A 16,533-nucleotide genomic window follows, 5' to 3' on the forward strand; every position below is an offset into this window, starting at 1 on the left:
GTGTAAACCCATTTCAAGCAATCCCCCCGAGGGGGGATTCTGGCGTTTCTAACGTAAGTAGTTGCTGACCCGATCCGGGGGTCTGTCAATAGTTTTGTGTATACTCACCGAAATATATAAGATGAACGCTACTATATTATGCAACAGGTCGTTATGGTCAGATACCACCATGACTGACATGTATTTTTTTATCTTCGTTGACTTTCATTTTTTAAATTAAGCGCAATATTGTGAAAAGATATTGGACTAGAGCTGGAAGGCCTGATCAAGGCCCCGGTCACGGTAGAGGATCTGGAGCCGCAGCCGGAAGCGCCGTTTGTGACGGAAGTGGAGCCGCCGGAAGAGAAGAAGGGCTTCTGGAGCAAGGTGCTGGATGTGACGCAGGTCGTGCTGGACGTAGCCAGCTGTATTCCGGGTGTTGGAACCGTAGCGAGTCTGGCGAATGCAGGGATTTCGCTCGCCCGAGGGGACTATGTAGGAGCCGGATTGTCCGTGGCCGCAGCGGTCCCGTTCGCAGGCTGGGTGGCAAGCGGAGCGAAGATCGGACGGAATGCCGCCAAGCTGGGCAAGCTGGCGAGCGCGGCACAGAAAGTGTCAGGCAAAGCCGGATCGCTTGTGCAAACGGCAAAGGAAGTGGCGTCAGGCTTAGTGGCGATAGGGCCGGGCGCGCTGGGCAAAGTGGTAACGGGAGCAAGGCGACTAGGCAGCAACCTGAACCAGCTGGATGTTCTGCAGAAGATGCAGAAAGGGATGCAGCGCTTCCAGATGGGCCATCCACGGATGGCCATGGCGATGAGCATGGCGGGCCAGACGGCAGCCAATTATGGCATGTTCGAAGTCCAGGGCATGGCCATGAACAAAGCGGTGGAGCAGGGCTGGGTGTCCCAGGAAGGCTTGACCGCATTGGGAATGCTGTCCAGTGTGGCCGGCAGAAGGTTCGGCGGGAACAGAAACAGCAGCCTAGGAGTTACAGCTGGTGGAGGCAGTGGCAACCGCAGGGGAAGTAGTGATGGTGGGCCAGGAAGGCAGCGAGATGGACAGAGGGGGAATGCTGGGGGTAAGGGTGAAGTCCCTGAGAATGCCTCAAAGAAACCAAAAGCTAAAAAAGCTAAGAAGTTAAGGGAACAATATTTAGGAAGAACACCAGGGAAAAAATCACGTACTGGACGTGAAGTGATAGAAAGAATGAAGAATGAAACTCCTCCCAGGATTAGGACAACACGTAGTGGTAAAACAGAGTTTATGGATAGTGAAGGAGAATGGCATGATCTTAGCGAGGCAGATATGGCTCATATAACCGATGCTGTCTCATGGTGGAACAAAGAAGGAAGACATTATGGTGCGAAGTCAAAGGAAGTAAGGGAATGGATGTTAAACTCCGATAATTATGTATTAGATCACTATAGGCTGAACCGCTCAGCAGGTGCAAAATTAGGTGAAAACTATTTGCCACCGACCAAATAAAAATGGAGGTGAAATTTTTGGAACTAGATGACAAAATTCATGCTCAAATTATAGAGTTATGTGAAGAGGGAGATTCACTAATTGAAGAAGAAGAATTTAATAAAGCGATAGAGAAGTATTCCACGGCCTTAGAATTAGTGCCATCTCCGAAGATTGACTGGGAGGCAAGTACTTGGATTTACACAGCATTAGGTGATGCTTATTTTATCAATGATGATTATGAAATGGCAAAGACTAATTTTTATAATGCCCTTAATTGTCCAGATGGCATTTCAAATCCATTGATTCTCTTGAGACTTGGAGAGAGTCAATTTGAGTGTGGGGAGTTGAATCAAGCAAAGGAGTACCTGTTAAAGGCTTACATGTTGGAAGGTTATAAGATATTTGACGAGGAAGATGATAAGTATTTTAAATCAATTAAAGATATTATTTGAGGAGGATAAATTTGGCTACTCTACAATCACCTATAAAAGAGAAGTTTGAATCCCTTATTAATAAGAGTAATGAACAATTCGAAATTGGTAAATATCATGAATCTATTATAACTCTCGAAGAAGCATGGGGGTTATTGCCTGAACCAAAAGGTATTTATAGTGAAGAAAGCTTTCATCTAGTGAAAGATATTATTGACACTTGTTTTGTTATAAAAGATTTCAAAAAGGCAAAAGTATGGTCGGAAAAAATTTATTTAACAGGATTTGCGCGGAAAGATACTGGTAAAAAGGAATTTATGTCAGGGAAAGTTGCTTTTGAATTGGGTGATTTAGAGTTGGCAAAAGAGTTTTTTAGCATTGCTAACAAAAAATCGGAAGGCCGATGTTTCGAGGATGAGGACATCAAGTATCTTAAATGTTTTAAAAGTTAAGTCTTAAGATGATAAGTAGGGTCTGTCAACAGTTTTGTGTATACTCACCGAAATATATAAGATGAACGCTACTATATTATGCAACAGGTCGATTATGGTCAGATACCACCATGACTGACCTGTATTTTTTATCTTCGTGATTTTCATTTTTTATATTAAGCGCAATTTTGTGAAAAGATTTCGAGGTGGAGCTGGAAGGCCTGATCAAGGCCCCGGTCACGGTAGAGGATCTGGAGCCGCAGCCGGAAGCGCCGTTTGTGACGGAAGTGGAGCCACCGGAAGAGAAGAAGGGCTTCTGGAGCAAGGTGCTGCATGTGACGCAGGTCGTGCTGGACGTAGCCAGCTGTATCCCGGGTGTTGGAACCGTAGCGAGTCTGGCGAATGCAGGGATCTCTCTCGCCCGAGGGGACTATGTAGGAGCCGGATTGTCCGTGGCCGCAGCGGTCCCGTTCGCAGGCTGGGTGGCAAGCGGAGCGAAGATCGGACGGAATGCCGCCAAGCTGGGCAAGCTGGCGAGCGCGGCACAGAAAGTGTCAGGCAAAGCCGGATCGCTTGTGCAAACGGCAAAGGAAGTGGCGTCAGGCTTAGTGGCGATAGGGCCGGGCGCGCTGGGCAAAGTGGTAACGGGAGCAAGGCGACTAGGCAGCAACCTGAACCAGCTGGATGTTCTGCAGAAGATGCAGAAAGGGATGCAGCGCTTCCAGATGGGCCATCCACGGATGGCCATGGCGATGAGCATGGCGGGCCAGACGGCAGCCAATTATGGCATGATCGAAGTCCAAGGCATGGCCATGAACAAAGCGGTGGAGCAGGGCTGGGTGTCGCAGGAAGGCTTGACCGCATTGGGAATGCTGTCCAGTGTGGCCGGCAGAAGGTTCGGCGGGAACAGAAACAGCAGCCTAGGAGTTACAGCTGGTGGAGGTAGTGGCAACCGCAGGGGAAGTAGTGATGGTGGGCCAGGAAGGCAGCGAGATGGACAGAGGGGGAATGCTGGGGGTAAGGGTGAAGTCATCAAGACGGATAGTCGAACTGATTTTGTCGGAAAATTAAAGGGTGAGGAAGTTACACTTCCGAACGTAAAAACAAAACAGGTTACGTTTAATAAGAGAAGCCCGGAGGACACAGCTCAATTACGAAAGGATTTTAAAAAGGTCAGAAAAGATTTGATGCAATCTATGGCTAATGATCCTAAAAAACAAAGGCATTAAAAAAAGCTGGAATTTCAGATAGTGACATTGAAGATATGAAAGAATTTGGTCTTGTGCCTGACGGTTGGCAAGTCCATCATAAAACCCCTCTGGATCAGGGCGGTACTAATGATGTGGAAAACTTAGTTCTAATAAAAAACCACCCCTATCACAAGGTTATTACAAATGAACAGAATTCATTAACGAAGGGTATGAAACCTGGAGATAGTAAATCAGTAGAATTTCCTATTCCAGAAGGAGACATTTATCCTCCTAAAAAGGAATAAATAATTAAGAAGGTGATAATATGTGGAGAGAGCAAATTGATATCATTTCTAAGATAAGGGGAAAAAGGGATCGAAAACTAAATTTACCTGTTAATGAAAATGAGTTATCAAGATTTCGTAAATCTGTAGTAGAGAAATTTGGTAAAGATGTGCTGCCACAGCAATACTATGAATTTTTGCAAACAGTTAACGGGATTGAATTTAATGGACTTAGAGTTTATGGAGTCGACCTAGTTTATTTAGACTCTAAGCCAATAAATCAGGTGGATAGTTTTTTTGATGCCAATGAAACATGGGAGTCAATTAAAGACGAAGATGAGTTAATTTTCTTCGGAGACTCAGATATTGCTTGGTACTGTTATAATGCTACTAAAAATAGTTTTGTTGAACTCGATAAACCTTCAGGTGAGCTTATGGAAACTTTTAGTGACTTTAATACTATGCTGGAGTCTGCTTTCTCTGTAGCGCTTGATTAAGTGAATAAGCTGAGACATGTTGATGTAACTACGTATTATGCACGGTCCATTAAGTTAACGAAGTCAAGCATTTTCAATGATTCATATCCTGAGAAGATTAAACCGAATCGGAGTATCACATGAAAAGCGAGGAAATATATAGCAATTTATTAAAGAAGTGTAAGTATCTCTAGTAGAGGAAAACGGAAAGTAATGAGAATAATGACCCCGGCGCCACAGGGGGAGGGGAAATCGATGAAACGAATACCGTTAGATACAGCCCTAGCCCTGCGGCGACGGGAGAACGTGCGACTACATTGTTCCGATGATCTAGATGAGGTTGTCGACATCTTCGTCAAACATGTCAAAGGTCTGATGTCACGGGAGCAAGTCAAGTTAAGCCTTACACATTACCTTATTAAGTCTAAAACAATGACGTCGTTCATCGAAATCAAGTCCTAGCAAAAGTTGTTGGATTCCTAAATCAGTATGATTGGCGTCATATCGGTTATTATCGTAAATATTTGTCGTTGTTTAGTTAACCTTTCCCCCGCCATTGTGCGGGGGTTCTTTTAGCCGTTTAATTGGGATATTAAAATGGGACGAGGGGAAATTGGAGGCATTACAATTGTAATCATCTACATATCTATTCATGACTCATTGATTACTGATTCGTCTATCCGATTCCTGCTGTCTATTCTGTGCTAGACATCCTCTGAGTTTCACCGTTTGTGACGGAAGTGGAGCCGCCGGAAGAGAAGAAGGGCTTCTGGAGCAAGGTGCTGGATGTGACGCAGGTCGTGCTGGATGTAGCCAGCTGTATTCCGGGTGTTGGAACCGTAGCGAGTCTCGCGAATGCAGGGATCTCTCTCGCCCGAGGGGACTATGTAGGAGCGGGGTTGTCCCTGGTAGCAGCGGTCCCGTTCGCAGGCTGGGTGGCAAGCGGAGCGAAGATCGGACGGAATGCCGCCAAGCTGGGCAAGCTGGCGAGCGCGGCAAAGAAAGTGGCAGGCAAAGCCGGATCGCTTGTGCAAACGGCAAAGGAAGTAGCGGCAGGCTTAGTGGCGATAGGGCCGGGCGCGCTTGGCAAAGTGGTAACGGGAGCAAGGCGACTAGGAAGCAACCTGAACCAGCTGGATGTTCTGCAGAAGATGCAGAAAGGGATGCAGCGCTTCCAGATGGGCATCCGCGGATGGCCATGGCGATGAGCATGGCGGGCCAGACGGCAGCCAATTATGGCATGTTCGAAGTCCAGGGCATGGCCATGAACAAAGCGGTGGAGCAGGGCTGGTGTCGCAGGAAGGCTTGACCGCATTGGGAATGCTGTCCAGTGTGGCCGGCAGAAGAGCCGGTGGGTACAGAAACAGCAGCCTAGGAGTTACAGCTGGTGGAGGCAGTGGCAACCGCAGGGGAAGTAGTGATGGTGGGCCAGGAAGGCAGCGAGATGGACAGAGGGGGAATGCTGGGGGTAAGGGTGAAGTTAATACTCCTTCTGCCTTTAAACAGACTGAATTTGCTAGTTCTTATAAAGCGAGACTTAGTCAAACGCCATCACCTAATAATAAAACGGTTGGTTTTGAGGGGCAAAGGGGCGAATCAAAATGTATTTTAAAACCACCACCAGACCCTGAATTGAAGAAGATATTAGACGAAGCAGGTATTGATGGGATAAATTATAAGAACGGAGTACCTGATTTTTCGCCTGTAGCAAAAGCAGAACTTGAAATTGACCATATGGTGGGCGGAGTTGGTAGTAATGGAACTAAAGCTAGAACTGCGAATTTTAAACAGGCAGATATAAAATTGGCAGAGCAACTTAATAACTCACCTGAGTTGGCTAGTCAATTTGGGTTAACCCCAGGAAAAATTAAGTCGGGGGACATTGCAGATATTCGCGAAGAATTAAAGCTAACTTGGCATGAATTAAATGATGGTAAAACAATTCAACTTGTGCCATCTGAAATTAACAGCAAATTCGGACATCTAGGTGGCGTAGGAGAGATAAACGCAGGAGCGTTTGAACCGGGCGGATTTGCTAATAATTAGAAGGGAGATTTCTCAAAGTGAAAATTAATGATGCAGTTTTCGGTGAACTTGAATACGATTATGTGTGGAGCAAGGATATTACAATTGAGTTTTTCGGAAAAAGAGTCAATATTGCTTTGATGGTAGATGGTGAAGAAGATGGCGAATTTAGTGGAAAACAGTATGCTTCATATACTGCTTTAATAGAAAATTGGGGGGATATTCAGCAAAGTATTTTGACACCAATTTTAGACTATTACAAACAGAAGCGATCTGGACTTGGGTATGATGTTTCATATGATGAAAATTACCCTTTAATTGAAACAAATGATAAACTTCTTGAAAATATCAAGCTAGTTGGGATTTATGTTCCATCTGCAAGACGATTTGAAGGCAGATATATTGGACTAACATTTGACTGTACATGGGATGAAGAAAATGGGGTTGGTATACGTCTAATTAATGAAGAAGTAGCTAGGGTGGGATACCAAGATGTGGCACTTTGAGTATTTGTGGGCTACCCAGTGCCGAATATACCCATCGTTCTACCAATAACACATATAACCCATGTAGATGTGTCATTTAGTTTGTACGCACACATCAATGTTTGAATTTTATACCCTAAATAATGTTATTCGGTTACGTTGGATAGGTCGATTATGGTCAGATACCACCATGATCGATCTGTTTTTTTATCTTCGTTGACTTGCATTTTTTAAATTAAGCGCAATATTGTGAAAAGATATCGGGCTGGAGCTGGAAGGCCTGATCAAAACCCCGGTTACGGTAGAGGATCTGGAGCCGCAGCCGGAAGCGCCGTTTGTGACGGAAGTGGAGCCGCCAGAAGAGAAGAAGGGCTTCTGGAGCAAGGTGCTGGATGTGACGCAGGTCGTGCTGGACGTAGCCAGCTGTATTCCGGGTGTTGGAACCGTAGCGAGTCTGGCGAATGCAGGGATCTCTCTCGCCCGAGGGGACTATGTAGGAGCCGGATTGTCCGTGGCCGCAGCGGTCCCGTTCGCAGGCTGGGTGGCAAGCGGAGCGAAGATCGGACGGAATGCCGCCAAGCTGGGCAAGCTGGCGAGCGCGGCACAGAAAGTGTCAGGCAAAGCCGGATCGCTTGTGCAAACGGCAAAGGAAGTGGCGTCAGGCTTAGTGGCGATAGGGCCGGGCGCGCTGGGCAAAGTGGTAACGGGAGCAAGGCGACTAGGCAGCAACCTGAACCAGCTGGATGTTCTGCAGAAGATGCAGAAAGGGATGCAGCGCTTTCAGATGGGCCATCCGCGGATGGCCATGGCGATGAGCATGGCGGGCCAGACGGCAGCCAATTATGGCATGATCGAAGTCCAGGGCATGGCCATGAACAAAGCGGTGGAGCAGGGCTGGGTGTCGCAGGAAGGCTTGACCGCATTGGGAATGCTGTCCAGTGTGGCCGGCAGAAGGTTCGGCGGGAACAGAAGCAGCAGCTTGGGAGTTACAGCAGGTGGAGGCAGTGGCAACCGCAGGGGAAGTAGTGATGGTGGGCCAGGAAGGCAGCGAGATGGACAGAGGGGGAATGCTGGGGGTAAGGGTGAAGTTAAACCTCAAAAACATACTCCTGAAAAGAAAAGTAATACCCAAACTGGAAATGGTCCATATTCGCATATTCAAGATTCAAAGTTTGTAGGACCTGGAAAGGACTTTACTGCGGCTCAAAAGAAAAAGATAATAGAAGAGAACATGAAGAAAAATGGTGGGCTAGTTAAATCTGATTCGTCAGGTAAAGTCGCTACTAAGCCACAAAAGAGCAAAAAGGCGTTACACCAGATCCAAATGAGTGGCAAATTGATCACATCATTCCTAAAGATAAAGGTGGAACTAACAGTTATAGTAATGCTCAAGTGCTTACTCGTAAGGAAAATAGAGATAAGTCAAATAAATTACCTTCTGACTCAAATGAACCAAATAAAAATAAGCCACCTTCTAAGCCGACAAGGAGGAAGAAATGAAACCAATTATTTTGAATGATGGTTTGAATAAAAAGAGTCTGTGGAACGGTTGCATACTTGCATCAATTGCACATGGAATTATGGTTGCTCACTATCCTGAGTTATCATATGAACATTCATGGGACGGAATAAACTATAGCGTAGTTGATGGTTCAGGAGGAAGAGGAACAATTACATTTAAAGATAAATATTGTGTTGGGGCGTTTCGTAATGATAACGTCACCCGTACAGAATTTTCTTCAGCTATTGACTTTTATAAAGGCGCACCACCAGAAGTCCTTGAGTTATCAAAAAATGAGACTTTAGAGTATCTTCTCGAGGAAGGAGACGATGGTATGTCAAGACCTTACATTACAACAGCATTTTGGGCTGATGACGACAGAATTTTTTCTAATGATAATATCGTAAGATTGATTCAAAATGGTGGTTATCTTTTAGAGAGACAGCTAATGGAATATGACTCTGCGGTTGAGTCTTGGCGAGATTATTATGAGATGACCAATGTACAAGTCGATCTGTTAGAGTCCATATATACTAGAAAAATTAAAAAACCAGAAGCAAAGATCATACTAACTAAAAGAGAAATTAAAATGATTGGAACGGATGATCATGAGGGATTGAGTGAAAGTAGTACTTCGTTTGAAGAAATCGGGATACAGTGGGAGAGTTAGGTTACGGGGGGGACCTGTAGGAAGTTGTCATGAATTGAGATGAACACATAAAAGCTACAATAATATACCTTAATAGCGTTATGTTGAACAGGTCGTTATGGTCAGATACCACCGTGACTGACCTGTATTTTTTAATCTTCGTTGACTTACAGTTTTTTAAATTAAAATCAATATTTTGTAAATAGATCGGGCTGGAAATTGTTTTGAAATCATCTTACCGATTATATAGGAAAACTCGGCCAGCAGGAGGGCGTCTACCTGATCTGCGAGAAACAGCAGTCTGGTGATGGACAGCAAAGTAGTGAATCAAGTTGATAGGAATGAACCATGAGACATGGAACACATAACGTGCCCATGTGTTATCGAGGATACGGCATGACCGCCAGGTGAAGGGAGCGTTTGTTCACGGCCTGGCTTTTTGACGTGCGGACAGCCGGCTGATCAACGCTGGCCATCGATCTGGATTAATTATCCTTTTGATGATAAAGTAAGGACAATCTTTTTATAGAAAGAGAGGCCTCTGCGTTATGAATAAAGCTCAAAAAAATATATTTCTGCATTTCGTATATCTGGTGCTGATAATCGTTCTGTTTGCGATCGGATCGGACATGTTGACTGAGTACAGGGCCGAGGCTCGAACCAGATTCGAGCACAACTTGTACTATGAAACTGCAGTTCTGATTCTGTGTTTCGGAGGTATCGGCGTCGTGCTCGGTCTAAGCGGGCTCAAGCGTTCGCGCGGGGGAAGAATTGGTCTGAACAAATCCAAGCTGCTGCTTCTGGCCCTGCCGTCGCTCCTCGTGACGATAAGTCCTCTGTTGGCCCATTTTGGCGTGTTTGACTTTTACGAGTCTCTATATGAATATATTCTGGAGCATCATGATATTACTATGGTTTCTAGCATTATTTTCGGACATTCTTTTTTTACTAGTTTTGTGAAAAAATAATCGGGTACTGGAGGAGCGAAGATGACGGATGATTTTTATTGCGACGAAGTGTTAAACGGGCGAACGGCTGTACAGAAGGTGTTCGAAACGGAAAGGGTGCTTGCTTTTCATCATACCCGTCCCTATTACCCGGTGCATATTGTGGTCATACCGAAGAGACATATTGCATCTCTTGTCACGTTGGAGGAAGCGGACAATCCCCTGCTGATCGAGATGATGGACATCATCAAGCAGGTGGCCAATCAGGTCGTTGCCGAGCACGGCGCTGCCAGAGTGAATACCAATCTCGGCAATTATCAGGATTCGAAGCATCTGCATTTCCATGTGGTGTTTGGCGAGCCGCTAAAGAGGTAGGCCCATACGAGGGCGCGGGAGCCTAACCGCCTTGTCGTCATGGAGCCTGATCCCGTGTGTTAATTAAGTGTTAAAAAAGAAGCAGAAGGTTTGCAGGGGGGTTCCCGTTCCATTATGATGAGAAGAGATATTACAGAAGATGATGATCAAATGGGAGGAAGGGAAGGACCGAATTGGATAATACTGTGAGACTTGTCAAACCGGAAGCTATGATTTTTGATATGGATGGGACGTTGTTTCAAACGGAAACACTGCTGCTGCCTGCTCATAACAAGCTGTTTGATATTTTGCGGGAGGAAGGGCATTACGAAGGGGAAACGCCGGACGAGGAGCTCGTCCTGAGCTGCCTGGGGATGCTGCTGCCTGACATTTGGAAGAAGGTCATTCCTGACGGAACGCCTGAGGCTCACGCGCGGGCGAATGAACTGCTGCTGCAGCTGGAGCTTGAAGGTCTTGAGAACGAAGAGGCCGTCCTGTACCCGAAGGTGAAGGAGACGCTGGAAGAGCTTCATCGCCGGGGAGTGAGGCTGTTTGTGGCAAGCAACGGTCTGGAGCAATACGTCAAAGGGATTGCGGAAGCCCGCGGCATCATGCCGCTGTTCGAAGGGGTGTACAGCGCCGGGGAGCATGGGACAGCCACGAAGGTGGATCTGGTCCGGCTGCTGCTGGACACGCACGGCGTGAAGACCGCCTGGATGGTGGGCGATCGCTCTTCGGACGTCGAGGCAGGCAAAGGGAATGGGCAGACGGTCATCGGCTGCCGTTATGCAGGGTTCGGTGGCACGGAGGAGCTGAAGGGGTCTGATGTGATCATCGACGCATTCGAACAGCTGCTCACCCTTTATGATCAGGCGAAGGAAGCGTAATCCGCTTTAAATATCGAGCATGAACAGGGGAACTCTCCGGCCACAAGTCCGGCAAGAGCTTCCCCTGTTTCGTTGATATGTTCAGAAGCCGGCTTTCATGACCTGTTTACAAGAACTATAGGGCCGCGCTGTCTGTGGAATCGAGCCGGGATTCCTTTTTTTGTTTGTACAGCCACAGGGCATACTCAAGCGGCCTGACGATGGACTTCCGGTAGGAGACGTGATCTCCAATCTGGGAGAAGACTTCTCGGGACGGCTTGGGATTCACCTCAAGCAGAAGAATGCGGCCGTTTCTGTCAATGGCAAGATCAAGCGCAAGCTCGCACAGCGCCTCGTATTGCGATTCCAGGAAACGGGGAATCTCCACGCCTAGACGGTAAGCCTCCTGCATGACCTCCTCCCGCTTCTGCACCTCGGGAATCCACTTATCCAGCAGCCGGTCCATCGGGATGGCCCGGCCTCCGCCATGCAGATTGGAGGTCACGCTGTGCATCGGCCCCATGCGTCCGACACATCCGGTCACCTCCCACTCGCCAAAGCCGTTCTTCTGAACCAGCATCCGGTAATCATGAACCCGGCCGGTCGGCAGCTCGATTTGAATCCCCTCTTGCACAACATAGTTGCCCCGCATGTTCCAACTGGAGAGATACCCTCCGATCTGCGAGAGGGTGACTCGTCTCGGCTTGATGATGCTCCGGCTTTGGTTTCGGCCTTGAATTTCATAGATGCCGGGCAGCAGCTGCCGTTTGCTTACGCGCAGAATGCCGCGGCCTCCGGTGCCGTTGATCGGCTTCAGATAGACCGTCTGGTGTCTGGCAAGCATCCGCTGCACGTCCTGAAGGCTGTGAATGAGCTGGGTTTCCGGCAGATGCTGGCGAAACTCTCTCCTGTCATGAAGCACTTTATGAATCGTCCATTTATTGCGCAGCGGCCTGTTCAGAAACAGCAGCTTTCTGTAGCGTGAGCGGAAGCTGACGAGCTGACGGAAACGCGCGCTTTTCTGGATGCGGCACCGGTCGAAGATGATGTTCGGAAAGGAGCGCCACCTTCTGAACCATTTCCGCTGCTCCGGACTGTAATGGAGTGCATGGATCATGCCATTTCGCGCATGAACATCGGCGGGGGTGAACACATAGACGTCCAGGCCGAGCTTCCGGCCCTCCGTAATCATCCGCTCATAGATATGCCTTTCTTCCAGAACCTTGCGATCATTTAAGTAGAGCGTTAGGATGCCTAGAACAGGCTGAGACATAGAAGTTCACCTTCTTGATTAGAGTCGGGGCTGGCCCCTTTTACAGCCGCAGGCCGGATGTCTACCCCTTTCAAATTCAGTACCGGCCTGCCGGCAGCGTCCATTTCGAGGCCTTCGGCATGCATGCCGGCAAGAAAGCACATTTTTAACGCGGCCGTATGGCCGGTCGCGACAGTGCAATGCAGCTGGCCGAGCTCGCTGATCTGCAGGCGCAGCAAGGAGGACCCGATCCGGCGGTTGCGGTAAAGAGGGTGTACCGCGGTCATGCAGGCCTCCTTTCCATAATCTGCGGCATAGCTGATCCCGACCGGCATGCTGCCAAGCTCCCCGCGAACGGTGGCTGCCACAATGGAGGTGCCTGGCTGATGGAGCGCTTCATAGCTCAGGGAAGCCAGATGCCCGATAGGCCCGGCCTTCAAGCGCCTGCCCCCGCATCGGCTGAAAAATTCGAGGCACTCCCGGCGTAGATGAGGCCAATCGGCTGGATCATGCAGATGGAGACGTGCGATTTCCATAGTAACCCTCCTTTATGAGTACAGATTCAAACCATTAATTTGTTATCCAACAAATAGCCACAGTACTGGAAGATCCGCTCCAGCGATTTTTTGCGAATGGCCGGTTCATCAAATTTCATAGGCCGGGAGTTGGCCTCGAAGAACCAGAGTGCGCCATCCGCGTCGACGCCAAGATCCATCGACATTTCGCCAAGCATGTAACCAGAGCCCTTCTCAATCTGTCTGGCAATGGATACGGCGGCTTTCTCCACCTCGTTCAGAATAACGGCTGTTCGTTCCGGGCCGAATACAATCGGCAGCAGCTTCTCCGGGTCCTCGATCGAGCCGCCGCGCGGCACATGCGTCGTGATGCTCTTGGCTCCAGCCATGCGCGCACCGATACCGGTTACCGCCCATTGGCCGGTCTCCGTCTTCTGCACCAGAATGCGGAGATCGAAGGCGCGACCGTGGACGGAGACCAGCTCGATGCCCTGCTGCACGAGATAGGATTTGCCCTGGGTTTCCTTGTTGACACGGTTCCATAACCGGTTCAAGGTGGCGGCTTTATACGTCGTGCTGTTTTTGTCGCTCTGAATTTGAATCCGGTAAGGCAGCGACTTGTTCTTCTGATATTTCACCCTCATGATGCCGCGGCCTGCTTTGCCGTTTTCCGGCTTTAGGTACAAATAAGGCATGCGTTTTATCATTTGCTGCAGCGTTGCGATTCCTCGCAGCTTTCGGGTAGGCGGTGCCCATTTTTTCGTATATCGTGACTTGCTCAGCCACTTGAACAATTCGCGTTTGTTGAAAAAGAACGGGTTGTAAATCATCATATCGGGATGCTTGAGGCATTGGTTTATTTTTTGGCGGACCCAGGGGATGGCTTCGTCCTCACGGCTTGGAATCCGATTATATATGATTTGGGGCAGAGGATACTGCCTCTGCTCCCACTTGTGATTGCTTCCGACATAGTAGCCTTTCACGGTGTCCTGTTTCAGCTTCAAATCCCGCGCCGTAACGACATAGACCTGATAGCCCATGTCCTTTCCGGCTTTAAGGATCTCCTGGAAATTTTGCCGATTGCCCCGAAACATATAGTCGGGATCATGCATGGTCAGGATCGCTACTACAGCTCTTCTATCGCTCTCGTATCGTCTGTTCACGTGTCATTCCCCCTGCTGAAGCCGCTCAGATACAAGCTGTGATCAAAGATGTGCTCTACGGATGCCTTGCCTTCGCCTCTCAGAGATGGGTGATGGAAGATGGAACGCCCCGGTTTGGAGTTGGCCTCAAACATCCAGATTTTTTCGTTCTGATCGATGCCGATATCAAATCCGATTTCCCCAAGCAGGTGAGTGTGATGATTCTCAATCGACTCAGAGAGGATGATGGCCGCCTCTTTGGCACGTTCCAGCACATCCTTGGCTCTTGCGCCGAAAGCCCGGGAAAGAGCGCTCTCTGGCGTCAGCAAGGAACCTCCGTTCTTGATGTGGGTTGTGACGCTGCCCCGTCCGGCTTTTTTGGCACCGATGCCCACGACACTCCAGCGGTTTCTGCCGTTCTTATGCATATGGAAGCGGAAATCGATCGGGCAGCCGTCAATTTCGATCAGGCGGATGCCCTGCTGGATGACATAGTTGTGGAGCTTCGAGCCGTGTCTGGCCTGCAGCATTCGCATCAGGCTGTTGAAGCTCGGGAATTTGAGCAGCGTGTTGCCGCCATTGCCGTGATAGCGGGCGAAATACCCTTTCTTGGGATGATAGGTCAGCCGGTATATGCCGAGTCCGAGGCTTCCAGCCGAAGGTTTGTAATATACGAAGCTGTGACGATCGAGCATATCCTTGATTCGCTCGGGGCTCGGGTTCGAATACGTTTCCGGCAAGAAGCGGCTTGCTTGAACGTCTCCCTCCAAACGATTGAAAATATCGGACTTGTTAAAGAAGGCCCAATTGAAAAATGGAATGTTGCGCTTCGTGAACCGTTGTCTCAGCTGGTTAGTGAATGGAGAGAAGTCGGTTTTCCGGCTGGGCAGACGGTTATAAATGACATCGGGCAGCGGGACCGTTCTGCGGACGAAGCCGCCATTTGAACTGAGCAGGAAGCCATGGACCGTCTCTCTCTGCCAGTTGATGTCCCGGGGCGCGAAGGCATAGACGAACATTCGTTTATTGCCGTCCCGAAGCAACTGGCGTATATACCCTGTGCGGGAACCGAAGGGGGTGGCCGGATTGCGAGGGCCGTCGGACAGTACACCGACGACAGGCCCAAGCCGAATCTCGCCTTCCCTTGGTGAATAGATGTAAGCAGGACCTGGTCTTGGGACATGGACGGCATTGCGCACCCCGCTGCTGAGATAAAGCTGCTTCCCCGATCGTTCTATGGGCTTCACAGCTGCCGTAACCGCGCTCGTGCCGATCCGAAGCAGGACGTTTTTTTTGCCGGAAAGACCCAGGCTTCTCATTAGCGAACCGGACACAAGGACGACTTTTTCGGGCTGCTGAGAGAAATGAATATTACCGTAATTCAAACTCATGTATTTACCCTCCTAAGTTGTCGAAGCAATAAATAACGCGTGTAATGCAGCGGATTTTCGATGGCCTTTGTTGCCGCAGGCTGCTCTCCTGTCTGCTTGAATGCTTCTCGGCCAGGCTTGGAGTTGACTTCAAGGAGCCACACCTTTCCTTCTCTGTCGATGCCAAAGTCGATGCCTAGCTCGCCCAGCCGACCGAAGCTGCTCTCAAGCAGGGGAGGCACGAGCCGGGATAACCGGCGAATCGTGGCCAGTACGGAGGCAGCCGTCTCGGCTCCGAACTCCGCTGCAAGATAGGGCTGGGCTAACAAGGCGGTCCCGCCCCCGTGAAGGTTTGAGGTTAGCCCCAGCCCCGCGCCTTCGCGAACCGCGACGCCGGTTAAGGACCATAATCCTTTGGCGTTCTTCTGAACGAGTGTCCGGACGTCAAAAGGATTTCCGCTTCGCGAATATAGGTGCAGAAACGGCTGCATCAGAAATCTCCGTTTTGCGGTAAAGCGGCTCACCCATTCCGGCAGCTCTGGAAGAGCGATGAGCCGGCTGAAGATGTCATTGCTCCGGTCTCTCCCCTGCAGACGGACGCTTCCTTGATCCCGAAGCGAGATATATAATGTACGTCGCCCTTGTGATCCCCCGCTCGGCTTCATGAACACTTCCCCGTGAAAGGTGGCAAGCGCCCGGGAAAGTGATTTCGAACCGGTGTAGCTGAGGGTAGGGGGAAGAAAATCGATGACGTCGGGAGAGCGGCTTAGCGTGTTGTAAACACTGAGCTTGCCGGGAAGCCCCCGGGACCATAACCTCCATCCGGCTTTCGGCAGTCCCCCCAAAAAGGCGGCCACCGCAGCGCTTTCCCGGGCGCTTCTGTACAGACAGCGATCATAGATGACACCCGGTATGGGAAAACTGCAGGATATCCACCCTTGACCGGATGCATACCGATAACCGCGAATGTGGGCCGAGGGATTTTCGGAAGGAAGAGAAACCGCGTAGCGCGGCGCTTCCTCAGGGCAAAACACAAATACCGAAACACCGAGCCTCTCGCCGACCTCGCTTAATTCCTGGAGATAATGTTTCTCGGCAAAGGGAGGAAAGCCCGATCTTCGGCATACCATGACACCGAGTGAACCTATTGTCGTAGAGGACATAAGGAC

Annotated in this window: 19 protein-coding genes; 14 read left to right on the top strand and 5 right to left on the bottom strand. The window is 49.2% G+C overall.

Annotation, left to right across the window (positions count from 1 at the left end; genetic code table 11):
• Positions 1-318 precede the first annotated feature (318 nt).
• The 14 genes from MKX64_RS16810 (at position 319) to MKX64_RS16875 (ending at position 11,106) form a co-directional block, all read left to right on the top strand.
• Positions 319-1,464, top strand: a complete 1,146-nt coding sequence (locus tag MKX64_RS16810; protein WP_341036705.1) for a GH-E family nuclease — start codon at positions 319-321, stop codon at positions 1,462-1,464.
• Positions 1,465-1,466: 2 nt separating this feature from the next.
• A complete protein-coding gene (locus MKX64_RS16815) occupies positions 1,467-1,898 on the top strand; it encodes a tetratricopeptide repeat protein (RefSeq protein ID WP_445670843.1) in 432 nt (143 codons plus the stop codon).
• An 11-nt stretch (positions 1,899-1,909) separates the two neighbouring features.
• Positions 1,910-2,329, top strand: a complete 420-nt coding sequence (locus MKX64_RS16820; protein ID WP_095268203.1) for a hypothetical protein — start codon at positions 1,910-1,912, stop codon at positions 2,327-2,329.
• Between the two features lie 185 nt (positions 2,330-2,514).
• Positions 2,515-3,537, top strand: a complete 1,023-nt coding sequence (locus tag MKX64_RS16825; protein WP_341036710.1) for a hypothetical protein — start codon at positions 2,515-2,517, stop codon at positions 3,535-3,537.
• A 35-nt stretch (positions 3,538-3,572) separates the two neighbouring features.
• Positions 3,573-3,803: an HNH endonuclease gene (locus tag MKX64_RS16830; RefSeq protein ID WP_230875883.1), complete on the top strand. Its 231-nt coding sequence runs from the start codon at positions 3,573-3,575 to the stop codon at positions 3,801-3,803.
• A 20-nt stretch (positions 3,804-3,823) separates the two neighbouring features.
• On the top strand, positions 3,824-4,279 hold the full coding sequence (locus MKX64_RS16835; RefSeq protein ID WP_095268201.1) for a YrhA family protein: 456 nt from the start codon (positions 3,824-3,826) through the stop codon (positions 4,277-4,279).
• Positions 4,280-4,989: 710 nt separating this feature from the next.
• Positions 4,990-5,466, top strand: coding sequence for a hypothetical protein (locus MKX64_RS16840; RefSeq protein WP_155619188.1), 477 nt, complete (start codon positions 4,990-4,992; stop codon positions 5,464-5,466).
• Positions 5,467-5,578: 112 nt separating this feature from the next.
• Positions 5,579-6,304 (top strand): HNH endonuclease, encoded by a 726-nt coding sequence (locus MKX64_RS16845; RefSeq protein ID WP_155619189.1) that lies wholly within the window; start codon positions 5,579-5,581, stop codon positions 6,302-6,304.
• Positions 6,305-6,321: 17 nt separating this feature from the next.
• On the top strand, positions 6,322-6,789 hold the full coding sequence (locus MKX64_RS16850; protein WP_095268207.1) for a DUF6985 domain-containing protein: 468 nt from the start codon (positions 6,322-6,324) through the stop codon (positions 6,787-6,789).
• Between the two features lie 1,326 nt (positions 6,790-8,115).
• Complete coding sequence (locus MKX64_RS24320) at positions 8,116-8,268, top strand: hypothetical protein (RefSeq protein ID WP_369680147.1); 153 nt, start codon at positions 8,116-8,118, stop codon at positions 8,266-8,268.
• Positions 8,265-8,939 (top strand): hypothetical protein, encoded by a 675-nt coding sequence (locus MKX64_RS16860; protein ID WP_095263774.1) that lies wholly within the window; start codon positions 8,265-8,267, stop codon positions 8,937-8,939. The genes MKX64_RS24320 and MKX64_RS16860 overlap by 4 nt, the downstream gene beginning before the upstream one ends.
• 527 nt (positions 8,940-9,466) lie before the next feature.
• A complete protein-coding gene (locus MKX64_RS16865; protein WP_095263775.1) occupies positions 9,467-9,886 on the top strand; it encodes a hypothetical protein in 420 nt (139 codons plus the stop codon).
• A 21-nt stretch (positions 9,887-9,907) separates the two neighbouring features.
• A complete protein-coding gene (locus tag MKX64_RS16870) occupies positions 9,908-10,240 on the top strand; it encodes an HIT family protein (RefSeq protein ID WP_095263776.1) in 333 nt (110 codons plus the stop codon).
• A 209-nt stretch (positions 10,241-10,449) separates the two neighbouring features.
• Positions 10,450-11,106: an HAD family hydrolase gene (locus MKX64_RS16875; RefSeq protein ID WP_413773647.1), complete on the top strand. Its 657-nt coding sequence runs from the start codon at positions 10,450-10,452 to the stop codon at positions 11,104-11,106.
• A gap of 115 nt (positions 11,107-11,221) precedes the next feature.
• Here the strand turns inward: MKX64_RS16875 and MKX64_RS16880 are convergent, their stop codons facing one another.
• From MKX64_RS16880 to MKX64_RS16900, 5 genes are read right to left on the bottom strand one after another with little or no spacing between them, the layout of a single operon-like run.
• Complete coding sequence (locus MKX64_RS16880) at positions 11,222-12,358, bottom strand: YheC/YheD family endospore coat-associated protein (RefSeq protein WP_095263778.1); 1,137 nt, start codon at positions 12,356-12,358, stop codon at positions 11,222-11,224.
• Positions 12,340-12,873 carry an N-acetyltransferase gene (locus MKX64_RS16885; RefSeq protein WP_095263779.1) on the bottom strand — a complete coding sequence of 178 codons (534 nt, stop codon included), beginning with the start codon at positions 12,871-12,873 and terminating at the stop codon, positions 12,340-12,342. Before MKX64_RS16885 ends, MKX64_RS16880 begins: the two co-directional genes overlap by 19 nt.
• A gap of 26 nt (positions 12,874-12,899) precedes the next feature.
• On the bottom strand, positions 12,900-14,015 hold the full coding sequence (locus tag MKX64_RS16890; protein ID WP_095263780.1) for a YheC/YheD family endospore coat-associated protein: 1,116 nt from the start codon (positions 14,013-14,015) through the stop codon (positions 12,900-12,902).
• Positions 14,012-15,385, bottom strand: a complete 1,374-nt coding sequence (locus tag MKX64_RS16895; RefSeq protein ID WP_095263781.1) for a YheC/YheD family endospore coat-associated protein — start codon at positions 15,383-15,385, stop codon at positions 14,012-14,014. Before MKX64_RS16895 ends, MKX64_RS16890 begins: the two co-directional genes overlap by 4 nt.
• Positions 15,382-16,527, bottom strand: a complete 1,146-nt coding sequence (locus MKX64_RS16900) for a YheC/YheD family endospore coat-associated protein (RefSeq protein WP_095263782.1) — start codon at positions 16,525-16,527, stop codon at positions 15,382-15,384. The genes MKX64_RS16895 and MKX64_RS16900 overlap by 4 nt, the downstream gene beginning before the upstream one ends.
• Positions 16,528-16,533 lie beyond the last annotated feature (6 nt).

Source organism: Paenibacillus sp. FSL M8-0334, assembly GCF_038000405.1.
GTDB classification, from domain to species: Bacteria; Bacillota; Bacilli; order Paenibacillales; family Paenibacillaceae; genus Paenibacillus_AQ; species Paenibacillus_AQ campinasensis.